Source organism: Rossellomorea vietnamensis (genome assembly GCF_008180415.1).
GTDB classification, from domain to species: Bacteria; Bacillota; Bacilli; order Bacillales; family Bacillaceae_B; genus Rossellomorea; species Rossellomorea vietnamensis_C.
In genome coordinates, this window is the sequence record NZ_VTEI01000019.1 from 1 (window position 1) to 17,651 (window position 17,651).

Annotated in this window: 20 protein-coding genes and 1 pseudogene; 19 read left to right on the top strand and 2 right to left on the bottom strand. The window is 36.8% G+C overall.

Annotation, left to right across the window (positions count from 1 at the left end; translation table 11 throughout):
• The 15 genes from FZC78_RS21260 to FZC78_RS21325 all read left to right on the top strand — a co-directional run.
• On the top strand, positions 1-522 hold a 522-nt coding region (locus FZC78_RS21260), incomplete at its 5' end, for a DUF6431 domain-containing protein (RefSeq protein ID WP_252183701.1).
• Between the two features lie 38 nt (positions 523-560).
• A complete protein-coding gene (locus FZC78_RS21265; protein WP_148942089.1) occupies positions 561-1,919 on the top strand; it encodes a DDE-type integrase/transposase/recombinase in 1,359 nt (452 codons plus the stop codon).
• On the top strand, positions 1,912-2,712 hold the full coding sequence (locus FZC78_RS21270; RefSeq protein ID WP_148942090.1) for an ExeA family protein: 801 nt from the start codon (positions 1,912-1,914) through the stop codon (positions 2,710-2,712). The genes FZC78_RS21265 and FZC78_RS21270 overlap by 8 nt, the downstream gene beginning before the upstream one ends.
• Positions 2,709-2,948 (top strand): DUF5348 domain-containing protein, encoded by a 240-nt coding sequence (locus FZC78_RS21275; protein WP_113928799.1) that lies wholly within the window; start codon positions 2,709-2,711, stop codon positions 2,946-2,948. The genes FZC78_RS21270 and FZC78_RS21275 overlap by 4 nt, the downstream gene beginning before the upstream one ends.
• A gap of 831 nt (positions 2,949-3,779) precedes the next feature.
• Positions 3,780-5,582 carry a group II intron reverse transcriptase/maturase gene (gene ltrA, locus FZC78_RS21280; protein ID WP_187445046.1) on the top strand — a complete coding sequence of 601 codons (1,803 nt, stop codon included), beginning with the start codon at positions 3,780-3,782 and terminating at the stop codon, positions 5,580-5,582.
• A gap of 238 nt (positions 5,583-5,820) precedes the next feature.
• Complete coding sequence (locus tag FZC78_RS21285) at positions 5,821-6,231, top strand: GNAT family N-acetyltransferase (RefSeq protein WP_148942091.1); 411 nt, start codon at positions 5,821-5,823, stop codon at positions 6,229-6,231.
• A gap of 222 nt (positions 6,232-6,453) precedes the next feature.
• Positions 6,454-6,585 (top strand): hypothetical protein, encoded by a 132-nt coding sequence (locus FZC78_RS24650; protein ID WP_286365513.1) that lies wholly within the window; start codon positions 6,454-6,456, stop codon positions 6,583-6,585.
• A gap of 193 nt (positions 6,586-6,778) precedes the next feature.
• On the top strand, positions 6,779-7,153 hold the full coding sequence (locus FZC78_RS21290) for an NUDIX hydrolase (protein WP_353733591.1): 375 nt from the start codon (positions 6,779-6,781) through the stop codon (positions 7,151-7,153).
• 499 nt (positions 7,154-7,652) lie between these two features.
• Positions 7,653-7,904 (top strand): hypothetical protein, encoded by a 252-nt coding sequence (locus tag FZC78_RS21295; protein ID WP_148942092.1) that lies wholly within the window; start codon positions 7,653-7,655, stop codon positions 7,902-7,904.
• 173 nt (positions 7,905-8,077) lie between these two features.
• Entirely contained in the window at positions 8,078-8,266 is a 189-nt protein-coding gene (locus FZC78_RS21300; protein ID WP_252183702.1) for a hypothetical protein, read from the top strand.
• Positions 8,267-8,512: 246 nt separating this feature from the next.
• The gene (locus tag FZC78_RS21305) at positions 8,513-8,845 is read left to right on the top strand and encodes a hypothetical protein (RefSeq protein ID WP_148942093.1); all 333 of its coding nucleotides are present in this window, start codon (positions 8,513-8,515) and stop codon (positions 8,843-8,845) included.
• Between the two features lie 139 nt (positions 8,846-8,984).
• Positions 8,985-9,302: a hypothetical protein gene (locus tag FZC78_RS21310; protein ID WP_148942094.1), complete on the top strand. Its 318-nt coding sequence runs from the start codon at positions 8,985-8,987 to the stop codon at positions 9,300-9,302.
• 459 nt (positions 9,303-9,761) lie between these two features.
• Positions 9,762-10,448: an HAD family hydrolase gene (locus FZC78_RS21315; protein WP_148942095.1), complete on the top strand. Its 687-nt coding sequence runs from the start codon at positions 9,762-9,764 to the stop codon at positions 10,446-10,448.
• 402 nt (positions 10,449-10,850) lie between these two features.
• Entirely contained in the window at positions 10,851-11,189 is a 339-nt protein-coding gene (locus FZC78_RS21320; RefSeq protein ID WP_148942096.1) for a hypothetical protein, read from the top strand.
• A gap of 172 nt (positions 11,190-11,361) precedes the next feature.
• A complete protein-coding gene (locus FZC78_RS21325) occupies positions 11,362-12,204 on the top strand; it encodes a tyrosine-type recombinase/integrase (protein WP_148942139.1) in 843 nt (280 codons plus the stop codon).
• A 155-nt stretch (positions 12,205-12,359) separates the two neighbouring features.
• On the opposite strand, the gene FZC78_RS21330 is transcribed toward FZC78_RS21325, so the two are convergent.
• On the bottom strand, positions 12,360-13,622 hold the full coding sequence (locus FZC78_RS21330) for an MFS transporter (protein ID WP_187445047.1): 1,263 nt from the start codon (positions 13,620-13,622) through the stop codon (positions 12,360-12,362).
• A gap of 124 nt (positions 13,623-13,746) precedes the next feature.
• On the opposite strand from FZC78_RS21330, the gene FZC78_RS21335 reads away from it, so the two are divergent.
• The 4 genes from FZC78_RS21335 to FZC78_RS21350 all read left to right on the top strand — a co-directional run bounded on the left by FZC78_RS21335 (position 13,747) and on the right by FZC78_RS21350 (position 17,417).
• Complete coding sequence (locus tag FZC78_RS21335; protein ID WP_187445048.1) at positions 13,747-14,943, top strand: helix-turn-helix domain-containing protein; 1,197 nt, start codon at positions 13,747-13,749, stop codon at positions 14,941-14,943.
• 197 nt (positions 14,944-15,140) lie between these two features.
• Complete coding sequence (locus tag FZC78_RS21340) at positions 15,141-15,590, top strand: hypothetical protein (protein WP_148942099.1); 450 nt, start codon at positions 15,141-15,143, stop codon at positions 15,588-15,590.
• Positions 15,591-16,230: 640 nt separating this feature from the next.
• On the top strand, positions 16,231-16,608 hold the full coding sequence (locus FZC78_RS21345) for a VanZ family protein (RefSeq protein ID WP_286365515.1): 378 nt from the start codon (positions 16,231-16,233) through the stop codon (positions 16,606-16,608).
• A gap of 236 nt (positions 16,609-16,844) precedes the next feature.
• Positions 16,845-17,417 carry a GNAT family N-acetyltransferase gene (locus FZC78_RS21350; RefSeq protein WP_148942101.1) on the top strand — a complete coding sequence of 191 codons (573 nt, stop codon included), beginning with the start codon at positions 16,845-16,847 and terminating at the stop codon, positions 17,415-17,417.
• A gap of 37 nt (positions 17,418-17,454) precedes the next feature.
• Here the strand turns inward: FZC78_RS21350 and FZC78_RS21355 are convergent.
• Positions 17,455-17,625: pseudogene (locus tag FZC78_RS21355) on the bottom strand (IS1595 family transposase); the annotation flags it as partial.
• Positions 17,626-17,651 lie beyond the last annotated feature (26 nt).

Sequence of the window (17,651 nt, forward strand, 5' to 3'; positions counted from 1 at the left end):
GCGTTTTTTATTAAATGTGCAGAAAAGGTTCCTTGTCCCTGTTGTAATCATCAGGACTTCAAGGTCATTGGTTCAAGGGAGAGAAAGTTAAAAGATGAGAGAGGCATGGCCAGAACGTTTATCATCAGGAGGCTGCGTTGCCAGCAGTGCAACAAGATTCACCACGAGCTTCCTGACTTAATGATCCCATATAAACGATACGCTGCAGATGTCATCGAGGAAACCATTTTCCAAACAGCCCACCTGACGGTGGCAGCAGATGAATCTACGATTTACAGGTGGAGGAAATGGTTTTCTACTTTGATTGATTACTGGTTGTTTATTCTTCAATCCTTACTAATTCAAATTGATCAGAATGAGACCCCAACGGTCGACCTGTCCAGTCGCCTTTTGCCTGTACATAAACGAATTGGACAATGGTTTGGCACAGCAAGTGGATGGCTGGGGRAAATTGTCCATCCAGTTGCAAATCATCATTTTTGGATACATACCCGTTCTGCGTTTTTGTCCGCTTATCCATGATTTACACTTCAATTATCAAGAAAAAAGGAGTGTTAACAATGGATAGAACTAAAGCAGATGAAAAGGCGACGAATCGCTTTCAAATGATTGCGCCGTTATTAGATGAAGAATTGGATAAGCAGGAGCGAGGAAGACTCATCAAGCAAATCTGTCTGAGGCACGGACTTTCAGAACGCACCATTCGACGCTATATCTCGCAGTTTAAAGAAAAAGGCTTTGAGGGTCTAAAACAAAAACCTTATCGTTCAGTTCCAGAAGAATTACAGGATCAAGTGCTTGAACAGGCTATTTTACTGAGACGTGAAGTGCCAAGTAGGAGTATTGCCTCCATTATTCAAATCCTCGAGTGGGATGGCCTTGTAGAAAAAGGTGTACTGAAACGATCAACACTGCAGGAGCGTCTCGCAAAACGTGGTTATAGTTCACGGCAAATGAAGATGTATCATGAAACATCTGGAGCAGTCCGACGTTTTCAGAAGCGTTGTCGTAATGCCTTATGGCACTCTGATATTAAATATGGACCTTATTTACCGATTGGACCGAACGGTACGAAAAAACAGGTATATATGGTAGYTTTTTTAGACGACGCGACTCGATTTCCTCTTCACGTGGCATTCTATCCTATGCTTGATGCTCGTTGTGTTGAAGATGCTTTTCGTGAAGCTGTCAGAAAGCATGGGGTTCCTGAAAGTGTTTACTTTGATAACGGTAAGCAGTACCGGACGAAATGGATGGCCAGAACCTGTTCCAAGTTAGGTACACGGCTTCTATATGCCCGTCCTTACTCGCCTGAATCGACTGGTAAAGTAGAACGTTTTAATCGAACATTCGAAGAGTTTTTAAACGAGGTGAAACTAGAAAACCCTCAAACAATTGAAGCGTTAAATCAATGGTTAGGTGTATGGCTTGATGAGCGTTATCTTCATAAGCCGCACTCAGCTTTAGAGAAAAACATCACACCATTAGAAGCTTATCGCAGTGAAGGTACGCCCATTCGCCACGTTTCTGCAGAAGAGCTCGCTCACGCATTCCTGCATTCAGAAACAAGGAAAGTCGATAAAGCCGGCTGCATCAGTTTTCAGGATGAAAAATATGAAGTGGGTATCAATTTCGTTGGATGTAAAGTTGAAATTACCTATGACCCTAAAGACACTACTGAATTAACCGTAGATTATCCGGGTTTTGATAGTTGGAAAGCAAAAAGAATGGTGATTTCAGAGAGAACAGGAAAAAGACCATCTCTTCCGGAGAAGATGATAAAGGAACCTGCCGGTTCTTCAAGACTTCTTCAGGGAGCTAAAAAACCTAACCAGGCAAGAAAGGCTGCCGCCATTACACCTTCTGTCCCAGCCGTGAGTTTCCGTCATATCAACAAAGGGGGAACGAGTCATGTTTGAGTCCTTCTTTGAGATGCGCCATACGCCATTTTCTCGCAGCATTCCAACGACTGAACTATATGAATCTACTCAGCTCGAAGAGATTATTGGACGACTGAACTATGCCGCAGAACGTCAGCTTTTCGCTATCATGACTGGTGAGTGTGGGCTTGGAAAAACGACAGCTATTCGCAGATTTACAGATCAACTAGATCCATCTCATTTCAAGCTGATCTATTTATCAGATTCTAAGTTGACACCACGTCACTTCTATAAAGGAATGTTAGAACAGTTGGGCCTCGAAGCAAAGTTCTACAGAGGTGATGCCAAGCGCCAATTACATCGTGAAATCGAATTGATGAAAGGCATTCACAAGATAACGCCTGTGGTTGTGGTCGATGAAGCCCATCTGCTTGATCGTGAAATGTTAGAGGAAGTACGTTTCCTTTTAAATTTCCGTATGGATGCGCAAAGTCCCATGGCATTGATTATGGTGGGACAGACTGAGCTTTGGGATCGCCTTCAGCTTCAGTCCTTCGCAGCAATCCGTCAGCGCATTGATATCCAGTTTAARCTTGATCATCTTGACAGAGCAGAAACAGAGCAATATATGAATAAGCATTTAAGCTATGCAGGTGTTGAACGAGATATTTTTAGTGATCTAGCCCTGGATGAGATTTTCAGCTATTCAAGTGGTGCATCACGACTGATCAATAAACTGGCGACACATTGTCTTCTGTTCGCAGCACAAAACGGCTCAAGAATCATTGATGACCGTATGGTCAAGAAGGTGATTGAAGGAGAACTTGCATGAAGAAAAGCCGTTGGAAGAGTATGTACTTTGATGAGACACTTGATTGTTGGATTGTTAATTGGGGAGATCAAAAAGGTTACAAACTGAGGTGTGGCGAATGGTTCGAGCTGAACCTTGGTTATGGAAAGGTGTTGTCATGCAGGCTTGAGCTCGGCAGAGATTGGTACATTATCACCGGCAGTCACGAAGTCCGTTTTTATTTGAAGCAAAATGAAACCTATGAGGTAGATTTATAGATGTTTTGGGGAGGCCTCACAAGCCTCCCTTCTGTATCTTTAATAGGCAATAAATCCGTCAAGTTCAGGACAAAATGAGCCGTCAGTTTAAGGACATTATGGAGCGTCATTAACATCTTCAATTAAAGGGGGCGCGCGACAAGTTCTGCTATAAGCGCTATCAAGCGTGAAAAGCAGGGAATTTTCAATTGAAATTCTAACTTTACAACCGAGGATGGGAATGACGGTTCCATGTTACCCGAAACCATCCCGTCAATACTCCTGCATGCGTTATAACTGGCAGGTTATAGGGTTTGGAGCACAGGTAGATTCGGCAGAACGAAGGCTGAAGCCAAAAAGGTATGCCAACGGATATGCCGCACGGCTGAAAAACTAGAAATGGTGAGAATAGTTCTATTAGCTAAAGAACTGACGAACTTCCGAAGGTAAGGGTCTAGAGTTAAGAACATAGGGAAACTTATGTCCCATCTTCCGATGGGGTGAGTGGTGTGGAGTAAAATTGCCCCCTCTGAAAGACGCTATACCGGACTACGGCGGTATCAAGCTCACAGGCTTAAAGGAAGCACCTAACTCTAGAATGAAAAGCTACGTTGTAAGGTACTTGGAAAGCAAGGAACGTTGAACCAAGAGCTGTCACTCGAAGCGTTTGCTATAAGGTTTACGAAAGGCATTTATCCTTGTGAGGGTAGGGGGACGACTGAAGAAGCTTTTGTAATGAAAGTGGAGGAACAGCCCCAAGTCTACTGAATGAAACGATTATTTTCCTATACGTGAATGGTGCCGGTCGGGTAAGAATGTGGGGACATCACTTCTACAAGGAGGGATGCCACAGTGCCAACACTGCGATACTGGGATTACTACAATATGACGGAGACATTCACGGAACTATATGAGAAAGCCCAGGAAGGAAACAGCTTTTCCTTTCTTTATAATGTCATCACTTCAAGAGAAAACATCTTACTCGCTTATCGTACCATCAAATCCAATAAGGGTTCAAACACACCTGGGACCGATGGAAAAACGATATCGGATATCAAGGAATTATCCGAAGATGAACTGGTCTTGAAGGTGCGTACAATACTGAAAAGCTATCAACCTAAGAAAGTCAGAAGAAAATGGATTGAAAAGGACAATGGGAAAAGAAGACCGCTAGGTATTCCCTGTATTCTGGACAGAATTATCCAACAAAGTTTTAAGCAGGTTCTCGAACCCATTGCGGAGGCTCATTTTTATAAGCACAGTTATGGTTTTAGACCTCTACGGTCTGCCCATCATGCGATGGCAAGGATTCAATCCCTAATTAATCAAGCCTCTCTTCATTTTGTTGTTGATATTGATATCAAGAGTTTCTTTGATAATGTAAACCACACACGGTTAATGAAACAGCTTTGGAATTTAGGAATACAGGATAGGAAAGTATTAGCTTGTATTTCTAAAATGATAAAAGCAGAAATTGATGGAGAAGGAATTCCCGACAAAGGGACACCTCAAGGTGGAATTTTATCTCCCCTTCTCTCTAATATCGTGTTGAATGATTTAGATCAGTGGATTGCTGATCAATGGGAGTTCTTTCCCCTGCATAAATCATACAAATCAAAAGTTGGTGAACGATACGCAAAGAAACGGACTAATCTGAAGGAAGGATACCTCGTCCGCTATGCGGACGACTTCAAAATTCTTTGCCGGGATGGAAAGACTGCTCAAAAGTGGTATCATGCAGTCCGTCGATATTTGAAGGAACGGCTCAATCTTGATATCTCCCCAGAGAAATCAAAAATCCTTAACCTGCGCAAAAGGGAGTCTGAATTTCTAGGATTTACGATACGAGCGAACAAAAAAGGGAAGAAACGAGTAGCGCATACCGGCGTTATTCAAAAGAAGAAGAAACAAATCAAACAGGAAGCTAAAAGGCTAATCCGTCGGATTAAAACTTCACCAACTTCCCAAAACGTTCTGCGATTTAACAGTTTTGTATTGGGCATCCATAATTATTTTAAGCGAGCGACACATGTGAATCCGGTGTTCACACGTCTTGCCTACGATTTAAAGCCGTTCATATACAATCGACTTAAACCGGTTGGGAAGCATCAACATCCAAGTAACCCACCGCCTCTGTTTAAAAGATTTTACAGTGTGACCATGAAAACCTTTAAAGTCGCTGAAGTCTACCTTTTCCAACTAGGAATTGTTAAAACGGTTAACTCGTTAAACTTTAGTCCAAAGGTAACACCCTATACAGAGGAAGGTCGAGACATGCTATACAAAAAGCTTCGTCCTGATATCCAAAAGGAAATCAGTAATTTGATGAACTCCAACCTTCCTAATCGGTCAGTTGAATATGCGGATAATAGAATAAGCCGATACAGTATGAAAATGGGGAAATGTGAAATTACAGGCTGGGACTTACAGGCATTTGAAGTGCATTGTCATCACTATCTCCCAAGGTCACAAGGAGGAACCGATAAGTTTCATAACCTGCGAATTCTTCACCAGGATATTCACCGGTTAATCCACCTAACAGACATGGAGAAGATAGAGTCAATTCTCAAAAAGCTCAACATCTCAGAACCCATTTTGAATAAAATTAATCAATACCGGAAGGTATGCGAACAGGCAAATATCGTATTATCCTAATCGTCAATGTAACGAGGAACTTATAATCTATTACATATCAGTAGATGGAGCGCCGGATGCTGGGAAACTAGCACGTCCAGGTGTGGAGCAGGGGAAAAGCCGGAGATAACTTCAAACGCTTACCTATTGCTAACTTATCCAGAACAGGGTAGGCTTCTTTTTCATTGAAACTTTTCCTTGAGTAAGCAGCTGGTTTTAAAAAATCAATAATCACTCTAATTTAAAAGAAGTTTCTGTAATGATTTATAAAGAATTTGTAGTAAGAACAGGAAGTGGTATGGAATATGAAGATGTTGTTAGACACTTTTCAAATACCAGGGACTCTACATTTCCGATAACACTTGTGGCTATAGAGAACGGAGAATGCTTAGGAACAGTATCTATAATTGAAAATGATTTAAAGGTAAGAGATATGTACAAACCTTGGCTTGCATCTCTATATATGAAGCCAGATTCTCGCAGTAGAGGTATAGGGCAAAAGTTAGTAGCGATAACAATAGGTGTAGTCAAAGAATTAGGATTTAATGAACTTTATTTAAGAACAGAAGATACATCAGAATATTATAGAAATAGAGGTTGGATTTATGTTGAAACTGTTTCAGATGATAAATACGAAAAAATTGATGTATTTAAAATAAAGTGTATTTGATTTTGTTAAAGGAAACTTCTTTATCCTTTAACAAACTATATTGGGAAGTATTGTACTTAAACGGGGGCTTATCGGGAATAGGATAAACTCCTTTTTGATATAAGTTTTTCTTGAGTAAACTACTAGATTTTGAAATAAATGTTATTATATTAAAGGGAGAATAGTTGAACAAGGAACGTATAGAGAGGAAATGACAAAGTTGTGAGCAGAGGAGGCAGAGAAGTGAAGTTTGACGACTATACACTAAAATTGGTAGGCGTTCTTGCATTGGTTGGTATAGCAATAAGTACTGGTTATTCGGCACTCTGGTTAGCCGATTTTGCAGATTTATTAGTTGTAATAGCTAACAAATAAACTATGTCATTATTGGACTAATCTGCAGCCATTAGACCAGATTTATTTCACCGTTTACAACCTTATTTAATAGAACAAACCGATTTCGAGTATTTTGATAAAGAAGGGAACGAATTACCTTATTGAAGTAACGGAGTGCCTTTACATAAAAAGAGTTTTAATGTAGAAAAGCAATGGAGGAGTATTAAAAAAGATGGATTATGTCAAAGATTTACGAAAATTAGTAGGCAATAGACCTCTCATACTTACAGGTTCTGTTGTGTTGGTTTTAAATGAGAAGGATGAGTTATTATTACAACATCGAACAGACGGCGGCTGGGGGTTACCAGGAGGTCTTATGGAATTAGGAGAAAGTTTAGAAGATGCTGCAAGAAGAGAAGTAAAAGAAGAAACAGGTCTAGATATAGGGAAATTGAAGTTATTAGATGTTTTTTCTGGTCCCGAATATTATTTTAAAGTATCTAATGGTGATGAACTCTATTCAGTAACTGCTGTATATGTGTCAAATGAAGTAAATGGGAATATTGAAATTGATGAAAAAGAATCTTATGATGTCCAGTATTTTTAACTTACTGAATTGCCAGAGGGTTTAACAAATGAATATCGAAATTATATTAACCCGTACATAAAAAAAATTATCTGATTAATCTTTTTCTTCAACAAATAGGGGCAAATAACTAAAGATCAGTTAATTGATCTGAGGATATTGCCCTCCTTATATTATTGGATAACAATGAAAATATTTTAAAGAACGTTAATTTCGGTGGAGGCTTTTATGACCAGTGCAGTAATAAGTGTTTTTCTTTATTTAATAATTCTTTTTGGTCTTTCAATATTATTGTTTTAGCGTTAGTTTCAATTTGGAATACAAATGAACCTGTCATTGCTTACCTATTGTCGTTAATTAGTTCTCATTTGATATTAAATTCATTTGGAGAAATAGGTAAAAAGGAGAGGTAATATCATTACTATAATACAGAGTGGTATACGACCTCTAAATTTCCCTTATTCCGTTATTGGGCAGGTTAGTTTAATAAGATATTAAAAATGGGGAGGATTGATAAGAAATGAAAAGACGGGGAGTTGGTGTTTCATTTATAGCTATATCTGCTTTTTTAATTTCAACTAAATACATGAGTGCAGCTATTTTTGGTTCTGGTGTTGTTAGTTGGAATGAGCAGTTATTTAATGGAATGTTAGATTATGTTGGAGGTCTACTTAGTACCTTCAGTCTATTTTCTTTGATAATCGGAATAGGATATATCATTTGGGGAGAGTACGACGAATTTTTAGAAAAAAAGAAAAAATCCAAAGGATAATTCTATTAAAATAAACCAGCTACTAGAAAATTATTTCTCATTGCATTAACGGGGGCGATAAATGAAGATCATCCTATCCAAGCCATTTTAGTCTACCCCGAGTAATAGACTCTTAGAGATAACATGGATATTTATGGTATAATAACATCATTAAAATATAGATAAGGGGGATTATGATGAATAATAAGTTAACGGGACTTACCTTGGTTTTAACAGGTTTAGTACTTTTAATGTTATCTATTACTTTGCAGTCTCAAACTTCTATTTGGGTAGTTTTACTGGGAGCAAGCATTGTTTTAAATATTTCAGGCGCATCACTTCTATTCAAATTTTTAAAGGAATCTGTTAAGACAACTAACTAAGTACAAAGTGACCAACAAAAAGGTCACTTTATTTTTTTCAGCTTGAGGGATTTAGGCACCACTTATCCTCCAAGGGGCAGTTTTGCTGCTGGCCTAAAGTAAAAAATACATTGTCCCTAAATGGCGGTAGCAGAGTTTAAGATTGTACTCTGGTTTTTTACTTTATTCAGTTATAGGGGCAGGTTAACAGAAGAGTACGTCGTAACTAATAATTTTTGTAATACATTTGTTCTGAGGAGAAAACCATTGAAAAAAATATTTATACATATATTCATATTCCAATTATCTTTAATCCTATTTGCTTGTTCTTATTCCAGTGCAGAAAAAGTAAGAGAATTACAGGATGAAGAGCTACTTGTAAAGCATTGGCAGGAGTTGCCTGACGAGAGAAAATATACGTTAATTCAAGAGGTTCAAAGTGAGGGGGCGTACCGCGTGAAAGAATCTCGTGAGGTTCAGGAACATTTGATTATGCTATTCGATGCAGGCATGAGAAATACGCCTTACCATGATAATAACCTGATGAAAGCTATAGAAGAATTTAATGAAGACAGAGAAATCACAGAAAATAGTAAATGATAAAAAGGTTATAGTTAATAACTGAAGATCAGCTCATTGATCCGGCTATTGCCCTTCTTCAATTATTGGGGCAGGTTTATTTAATAAGGTTGAAACTTTATTATGTCTGGACCGTTAAAACTACAAAGGAGGGAATATAATGAAAAACGATTTAATTTCACTGTCCATATTTTCATTAGCCATTGCTATCGTGATAGGTAGTTGGTTCATTTCAAATGGGTTAAGTAATAGCGGAGTACATACAGACGCAGAAGAAGTGCAACAAGAACAGTTATTAACTCAATCTGAATTAGGAGAATACTTAGGTCTAACAGAAGAGGAAATTAAAATGTTCATCAGTGAAGATATTTCAAAAAGTATGATTCCGTATATAAAAGTTGGAAATGAGTTCTATTTCTCTGTTAAAGCCATTGATAAATGGTTAGTTGAAACGGGTTCATTAAAGGTTGGACAATGACAAGAGTATTCAACAAACGGGGGCATTAACTGAAGATCAGCTAATTGATCCGGCTATTGCCCTTCTTCAATTATTGGATCAGAGTTTGAGATATTAAAAATGATTGAGAGGGGGAGAAGAAGAAATGAAAAAGGGGTATATTATTGGTACCATAATTCTGGTAACTTTGTTGATTCTGGTTCAAGTTTTCCGTGTATTTGTAAACCCGGCTAATGTCATTATTAGTATAGTTGAATGGACTACTAAATTTATTCTTCCTTGGTTCTTCCTATATTGGTTAATAAGACTCACGAAAATTTTAGGGAAATGTGAATAAGTTTTTAATAAAGCTAAAGAGCGCATAACTGAAGGTTAGCAAATTGCTCATCTTCAATTATTGGAGCAGGTTAATGGAATAAGAAGGAAATCAGGCTATATCATCCGAATAAAATAAATTAGGAATTTTTAGGGGGAGATTTTTTGTCTATTAAAGCATTTTTTTTAGACTTTTATGGAACTGTTGTACACGAAGATGGGGAGATAATTTCAAAAATCTGTAATCAAATAAAAGATAATTCAAAGACGGAAGCCACTCTAACAGAAATAGGAGGATTTTGGTGGAAGGAATTTTCTAATTTATTTCAAGAGAGTTATGGTGAAACTTTTAGAACACAAAGAGTATTAGAAACTATCTCATTAAAAAATACACTTTCTAATTTTGGTTCAACGTTAGATGAAAATATATTAAGCGAATTAATGTATAATCATTGGATGCAACCTTCTATTTTTGATGATTCTTTGGAATTCTTCAAACAAAATAATGTTCCAGTATATATACTCTCGAATATTGACAATTTTGATGTAAATACTGCAATTGCATATCACAAATTAAAGGTTAAAGAGGTAATTACAAGCGAAGATGTGCAATCATATAAACCACGTCCAGAAATGTTTGAAAAAGCACTAAAATTGTGTAATCTATCCAAGGATGAAGTTCTGCATGTTGGTGATTCTCTTTCAAGTGATGTGAGTGGAGCAATGAATGTAGGTATAAAAAGTGTCTGGATAAATCGTAATAACAAAGAGTTTAAAGGTAAGGATGAACCAAATTATACTATAAATAAGTTAGATGAATTACTTAAATTTGAGATGCTTGTAAAAAATTAAAGAGAAGTTTCTAATTCAAGTAAAGGGGGCGTTTGCTGAACAGGCAGCCGTCCTTTGTTCAAGGGTAGGTTAATGGAAGATTAAAAAAACTTAAAGCGTTAGTATTCGTTTTTGGTAATATAGATATAAGGTTACAAAAGAAAGGGATGATAAGATGGCAGCAATTTTTTCTATTATTGGTGATATTTTTAGTGCTATCGCAACTTCACTATTGGTCAAAAAGGATAAGAAGTAAATAAAGTTTTAGATAAGTATTACACTCAGTCGTTAACTAGGTATCTTCAATTATAGGGGGCGTTTATGCAATAACTGAAGACGCTTATTCTTCTATAAGGGTTGAGATAATAAAAATATGTTACGATTTCAAATGTTAAGTTAAGTAAGATTAAAGGACTGTTCTAAATGAAAAATCATATAAAGGTAAATGGAAAACTCCTTCAAACAAACAAACGATTTTCACAATTGAAAAATAGTCAAAAAGATTGGATTGCAACGGAACTTTATAAGCTATACCACGAAAAGATGATAGAAAGACATACAACTAGGAAGCTCCCTCCTTATCACCGTGATGCTGTAATATCGTCTCTATATGATCAAGTTCAAAGTAGAGATATATGGATTCCTTATGATGAAATAAGAAAATATACATTTAGCAAAACCACTAAGATAGTAAAATCATTTAAGAAACATTTTCCTGAGTTAAGTGAGAAAATCGAAGCAGCCAAGTACTCAAATAAATAATCAATGCATGGTCTATTAAGTTATCTGGGGCGCTATATAAGATTGATGGTCATTTAGCTGTGATTGTAGAAGCAGAAAAATTTTTTTATAGCTTAGAATAAACCATCTTCCGAATGGGCATACTAGAACCAAAGTTTACTTGGTTGGCAGCCTTGTAGGAGATGATAACGTGATGAGACTGTCTAAAGCCTGGGAAAAGTATCAGTTAGATAAGAAGATTGAAGGGTATTCTCCATTAACGTTGAAAGCTTATTGTTTTCAATATACTCTTCTGTTAAAACACTTTGCTGATATCAGCATAAAGGACTTCACAACAGACGAACTGAAGAGTTATCTGATCCATTCCGGAGACCATTTAAAACCGGCGAGCCTGGGGCACCGAGTCCGATGTATAAGATCCCTTTTTAAGTGGATACATGATGAGGGACATCTTCCCTACAATCCCGCTGCTAAGTTAAAGGAACCGAAGATAGGAAAAAGAATCCCAAAGTTCCTCACCGATCTTGAAATCGAACACTTAAGGGAAGCTTGCGAGAGCTCCTTGGAAAACGCCTTGTTTGAATTCTTTTATTCAACAGGTTGCCGGATAGGGGAAATAGTAAAGCTAAACCAGGAAGACATCAACTTCTCAGCGAACTCTGTTATAGTTCATGGGAATGGTGACAAAGAGAGGGGAGTGTATTTTAATACTCGCTGTTCCCTTTGGTTGAAACGGTACTTGGATGAACGGGATGATCAAGAGGATTGTCTATTCATAACAGAGAGAAAACCCAAACACCGGATGAGCATTGATATGATTCGATACATTATAAAACGGGTTTCTAAGCGAGCAGGTATAAAGAAGAGCATTCACCCCCATCAATTAAGACATTGTTATGCCACTCATCTAATTAATAACGGTGCGCCCCTTGAAGTGATTCAAAGCCTTTTGGGACATGAGAAAAGTGAGACGACAAAGATCTATGCTCAACTTAGTGGGAAGCTGCGTCAGGACTTCTATTGTAAATATTTTTAATATTTCAGAGCTTCAACCCTTAGTGGGTATGAGGCTCTTTCTTCTTGTTTCGGGCCATTTAATGGAAGAAGAAAAGTAGCTTCCTTCTTAAACAATTGCTCTAACTTAAGGAAGTAAGCAAATTTCCGAATTAGTATTAACAGGGCGAAGATAGACTATGGTTGATTGACGGTGAGAGCAGCTCCTCTAATAATTGAAGGCCTCAGCATAATGATTGTTATTGCAACCAGGAAAAAAGCTGAAGGAATCATGGACCATCCTATACCGATCCATTCGAAAGACAGCCCAAAAATAATCATTCCAAGCGGTGACATGGCTTGGGAGATTGTTTCCAAAATCCCGAACACTCTCCCCTTAAACTCCTCTTTAATTCCTTTTTGAAACATTACTCCTATTGGTGTGTTAATACAAGTCAGCGTAACCCCATAAAGAAAGGCAAGCGTTATATAATAAAGAAGATTTACATTATAAGTAAAGGTTAACAAGACAGGTATTGTAGCTGTTGCCAATAATAGAGCAATGAGGATAATCCCTTTTTTTACAACAATCAGCGGATTGTTTAATTCTTTTCTTATTGAAAAATACAGGGAGGCAGCCAACATACCTCCTGCAAAGAATCCTTCAATAACTCCAAAATGAAATGAATCAATTCCCAGCTCTTCAACCGTGATGTAGGGCATGCCCACTACCATAGAAACTGAAAAAAGGTTAATAAGGATGGCCATTCTCATTATTGTCCAAAGAATACCTTGGGTTTTTATATAACCAAACCCACTAGCAATGCTTTTGAAAAGCTTTTCTCTCTTGGTATTCGGATCGGCGATAGTGGAGTATAACTTAAATTTCATTGTCGATTCGAGCAATACAGCGACTGCATAGGAAACCATATGGGTAAGCAAAAAGGCATTCAAAGAAACAAAGCCGTACATCAATCCACCTAAAACTGGTCCGGCGATAGCAGACGAGGAGACAGAAGCCTGATTAATGGCCATTGCCCGTTGAATACAATCTTCATCAACGAGAGATGAGATTGAGGAAGTAAAGGTAATCCCCGTAAACATAGATGAAATAGATAGAAGAAAAGTAGTCATATAAATTACAACTATTTTTATAGAAAAAAGCAAATTGAAAACCAAGAGCCCTCCCACGACAAATGCAGCAAAAGATTGAGATAATAGGATGATGAATTTCTTAGAATAGCGATCCGCCAAGTATCCAAATACAGGAGCTAGAAGAATTCGTGGCAGTACGCTGCATATTAGGTTAATCGCAAATCCGAGTGCAGAACCAGTGAGTTCTATTACATACACACTTATTCCAAAGCTGTAAATACTGTTTCCAAAAGTAGAAATGAATTTACTGATTGAAAACACCCTTAAATGGTACGTTGCCTGCTTAATTTTATACTCTTCAGTCACTAGGATATCCTCCTCGTAAAAAAAAGTTTAATTTAATTAAACAAAATATAACATGGCAAAGGGTTTTCTTTCAAGTATAAGTTTAATATAATTAAACAAATAACAAGTACTTGGGGGTGTGCAGGTGGAGAAACTAGGTGGAAGAATTAAAACATTAAGAAAAAGAAAAAAGTTAACACTTGAAGGGCTGGCAGGTAAAGGGATGACAAAAGGAATGCTAAGCCTTATAGAAAACAATAAGGCAAAACCTTCTATGGAGAGCTTAATTTATATAGCGGGAAAGCTAGGAGTGTCTGTGAATGAGCTCCTCGAAAATATTAGTATTACTGAAATTCGTGGGCTACTACAGGAAACGGAAGATCCTTTTAACAAAAAGGAATATGAAAAGGTTGTGGAACTTTTATCATCATTACCCCTGGATTCGCTTCCTTTATCTTATGAGGCTGCGGCAATTCTAGAGAGATATAGCAGGGCATCCTACCATGCAGGAAGAGGAGAATGGGAGGAGATATATAAGCAGGCGGAAGAAATGTACATAGCTCTTAATCTTCATAATGAAGCAGCAAAATTCCTTTCTTTTCTTGTAAAGGCATATATGGAAAAGCGAAATTATTACACAGCTTTTGGAATGTTAATCGAGCGAAAGGAAAGGTGGGAGAATGAAAATGCGAATTTAAACATTCTTGGTAAGTTGGAGTTGGATTACAATGAAATCCTGCTTTTGTTCGCTATTGGAAAATATAATGATGCTAAAAAGAAATTAGAAAGTTCCATCTCCCTCTCATATAAAAGTGGTACTTTTTATCAAATAGAGGGTTTGTACCGTCTAGCCTGTTTTTATGCAATGATGAATGCAGAAGAACAAGACGTGGAGATTTACTTGAAAAAATTAACCTTGTTTGGAGAGTTTATAGACAGTGATGAGTCTAGGTCAGCTGTTTTGATTTTAAAAGCTCACTATCATAATAAGTATACAAGAAACTTTACAAAGGCCGAGCAGTTTATAGAAGAGTATTATTATATAAATGGTTTGGACCCATACTATGCAATGGAAAAAGGGAAGTCATTGTTTAGAGCAAAACAGTATGAGCAAGCATTAAAGAGTTTTCTGGAATTTAAAGAAATACCGGAATGGATCCACCCCTTTGACCTGTCGCTTATGTATGAGGTATACGCGTACATTGCACGATGTTATGATCAACTTGATGAAAAGCAAAAGGCTGTGCATTATTCAAAATATGCTCTAGATGGTATTGGAACGTTACCGGAAACACCGTATAAAGAATTTGTTAAAAATACAGCATTGCTTATAAATCGATGATCAAGTGATGTTGCTTAATTGAGTTAAAGAGGATTAGGAGGCTTATTCTGAACAGGATAAGCTTTTTGGGTTAAAGTTTTTCTTGAGTAAGCTGCTTGGTTTTGAAATAATTGGTATTAAGTTAAAGGGCAGTATAGTGAAACAATTCTTATCTGTTTAGACCACGTACTTATTTTAAATTTAGAGAGGGTGGAAAAATGAATAAAAGCTTAGCCCTTGTATTTGTGGCACTTGTGTTTTTACTTGTAGGATGTAATGAAAGTAGTCAAGAACCAGCTAAATCACCAGAAGACGCTTTAAGGATGATAGAGGTAGAAAACGAAGAAAGACAAATAAATATATATGGCACTCATAAGGTAAATGAAGATTTAGTCTTAATAGTTTTTAGAGGAGTAATGAATGGGGAGGATATTTGGCTTGCCGATGTTCATAAAGAAGACGGTCGATGGAAAGCTAAAGAAAGTGTCCAAATGAACGGACCATTTGAAGGAAATGGTGAAATTCAAACAATCAGTATTAACGAGGAATTTGGATATGAAGTTGGTTATATTAAAAGTAATGTTCCAACTCCTGAGAACTTAAATATTATTGAAATTGATAAAATTGAAGATTGGAAAATATGGTTTAAACAAACTAAATCAAACTGAAAAAGGTGTTTGTTGAACAAGTAGCCGCCCTTTGTTCAAGTAAAGGGGTTAATGGAAAAGGAGATAAGAGGAAGGAGAGGGAACTCATTAAAAATCTAAGAAGGGAATATAAAGAACTGAACCGATATTATGAAGAAAAAAACAGGAATGGCGACCATTTGCTGTTAGTTCTCGAAAAGAGCGGTCTTATGGCATTTATGTTATATCTTCCATTTTGGATAATTGCAGAAGTAGTGACATTATTTTTTAAACTTTCTAAAAACCTTTTTGTTCTATTAAAAGGCAAATGAACAAAGGAGTATTTATCCTTATTCTATAAACCGGGGCGTTTGCAGAACAAGCAGCCGCCTCGTTCGTTTACGTCAACAAATATAACTATCTTCGGCTAACGGGGCAGGATAATTAAATAAGAAAAAGATTTTGGAGGAAGTAAATGTATACAGCGTAAGATGTTGTTGTTATTGGATCTCTACTTTTATTGTTATATATCTCGGTGGATTTTTTTAAAAATAAATCCACGGATATAGCAAGACGATTGGTCTTTTATAGTTTTGTTTACTATCTACTAAATGTAATGCAACTTACTACTGGAGGTATCGTACTGCCACCATAAAAGGACTTTCTACCAACTACTCAATTAATTCCATTTTATTTTATTGGTGACCTTTTTAGTATGTATCGCACTAATGGTTTGGATTGGTTTTTTTGGAATTCTTTTAAGTTAACATTTCTCAACATGATTTTGTTAATGCCCCTTGGTATTTATTTATCTTTATTGTTTAAAGTGAAACGAACATCTAGAACATTTTTAATTATTTTTCTTGTAAGTCTTACTATTGAAACTATTCAATTCACTTTTGGACATATAGGCATTGTAATGGGGCGGGGATTTAATGTGGACGATTTAATTGTTAATACTCTAGGGGGCGTAATTGGGTTCGCACTTTTTGGGCTAATAAAGAAAGGCTTTTTTTCAATTATACCAAGCCTTAATACCGAAAAGGAGAAAAGTTATTAAGCAGCCAGGAGCATTTGGGTAACATGCAGTCGCCTATTTGATTGCTCAATTAAAGGAGCAGGTTAACTGAACATTAAATGAAAAATGGTAGGTCAAACTGACTTAATAGAAGGCTCTTTTCGTAAAGATTGTTGTTGCTTTTAATAAATCATAAGGAAAGATTTACTTTTTATGGTATTATATTAACAACTATTTCAGCTTAGTTGAATTTAGGCAATAAAAAGGGGAAGCTTCTAATGGGAAAATTGGACACAGAAAGATTGTTACTTAGACCATTAACTATTGATGATTCAGGAAGAATTGAAGAAATGGCTGGTGATATTGAAGTAGCCAAATCTACTTTAAATATTCCTCATCCCTACACTGAAGGTTCGGCAGTAGGTTTTATTGAAAGTGTTCTGAGTGCAGAAAAGAATAATAAAATTGTAGCCTTTGGAATTAAAGAGAAAGAATCAAATCTTCTAATTGGTCTTATAAATATTAATCTATCAGAACCGTTTAGTCGTGGAGAATTAGCATATTGGATCGGGAGAGAGTACTGGGGCAAAGGATACGGAACAGAAGCTACTAAAGCATTATTGGAATATGGATTCAATCAACTACACCTAAACAAAATTTTCGCAGCATCATTTACTTCTAATCCTGGTTCTTGGAGGATTATGGAGAGTGTAGGGCTGAAATACGAAGGAACGTTAAAACAGCACGTAGCTCGTTTTGGTCAATTCTACGATTTAGCTTATTATGGATTGTTAAAAGAAGAGTTTTTCGCAGAATCTCAGAAAGATAGTATAAAACAGAGCATAAAATAATTTAATCACAGCCTTCCTAAATGGAATGGTTGTTTTTTTATCCCTCACGTATGAAATTGACTGTAATGCTATTCGAATTTTGGCAAGCATTGAGGAGCATTTGGTTTATCTGCTCCTTTTCAGCAAACTTCTTACTTTGCTGAAGGAAGCTGAACCAGTAAAGTTTATTTTCCCAATACTTTGTAGCCACTCCTTGAAACCTATCCATTCAGTTGGGATAGGGACTAGTGAATA

Excerpts from the sequence above, each read along its gene's own strand:
- FZC78_RS21275 (WP_113928799.1), top strand. The coding sequence starts at position 2,709 with ATGAAGAAAAGCCGTTGGAAGAGTATGTACTTTGATGAGACACTTGAT.
- FZC78_RS21285 (WP_148942091.1), top strand. The coding sequence starts at position 5,821 with ATGATTTATAAAGAATTTGTAGTAAGAACAGGAAGTGGTATGGAATAT.
- FZC78_RS21290 (WP_353733591.1), top strand. The coding sequence starts at position 6,779 with ATGGATTATGTCAAAGATTTACGAAAATTAGTAGGCAATAGACCTCTC.
- FZC78_RS21295 (WP_148942092.1), top strand. The coding sequence starts at position 7,653 with ATGAAAAGACGGGGAGTTGGTGTTTCATTTATAGCTATATCTGCTTTT.
- FZC78_RS21300 (WP_252183702.1), top strand. The coding sequence starts at position 8,078 with ATGATGAATAATAAGTTAACGGGACTTACCTTGGTTTTAACAGGTTTA.
- FZC78_RS21310 (WP_148942094.1), top strand. The coding sequence starts at position 8,985 with ATGAAAAACGATTTAATTTCACTGTCCATATTTTCATTAGCCATTGCT.
- FZC78_RS21320 (WP_148942096.1), top strand. The coding sequence starts at position 10,851 with ATGAAAAATCATATAAAGGTAAATGGAAAACTCCTTCAAACAAACAAA.
- FZC78_RS21325 (WP_148942139.1), top strand. The coding sequence starts at position 11,362 with ATGAGACTGTCTAAAGCCTGGGAAAAGTATCAGTTAGATAAGAAGATT.
- FZC78_RS21340 (WP_148942099.1), top strand. The coding sequence starts at position 15,141 with ATGAATAAAAGCTTAGCCCTTGTATTTGTGGCACTTGTGTTTTTACTT.
- FZC78_RS21350 (WP_148942101.1), top strand. The coding sequence starts at position 16,845 with ATGGGAAAATTGGACACAGAAAGATTGTTACTTAGACCATTAACTATT.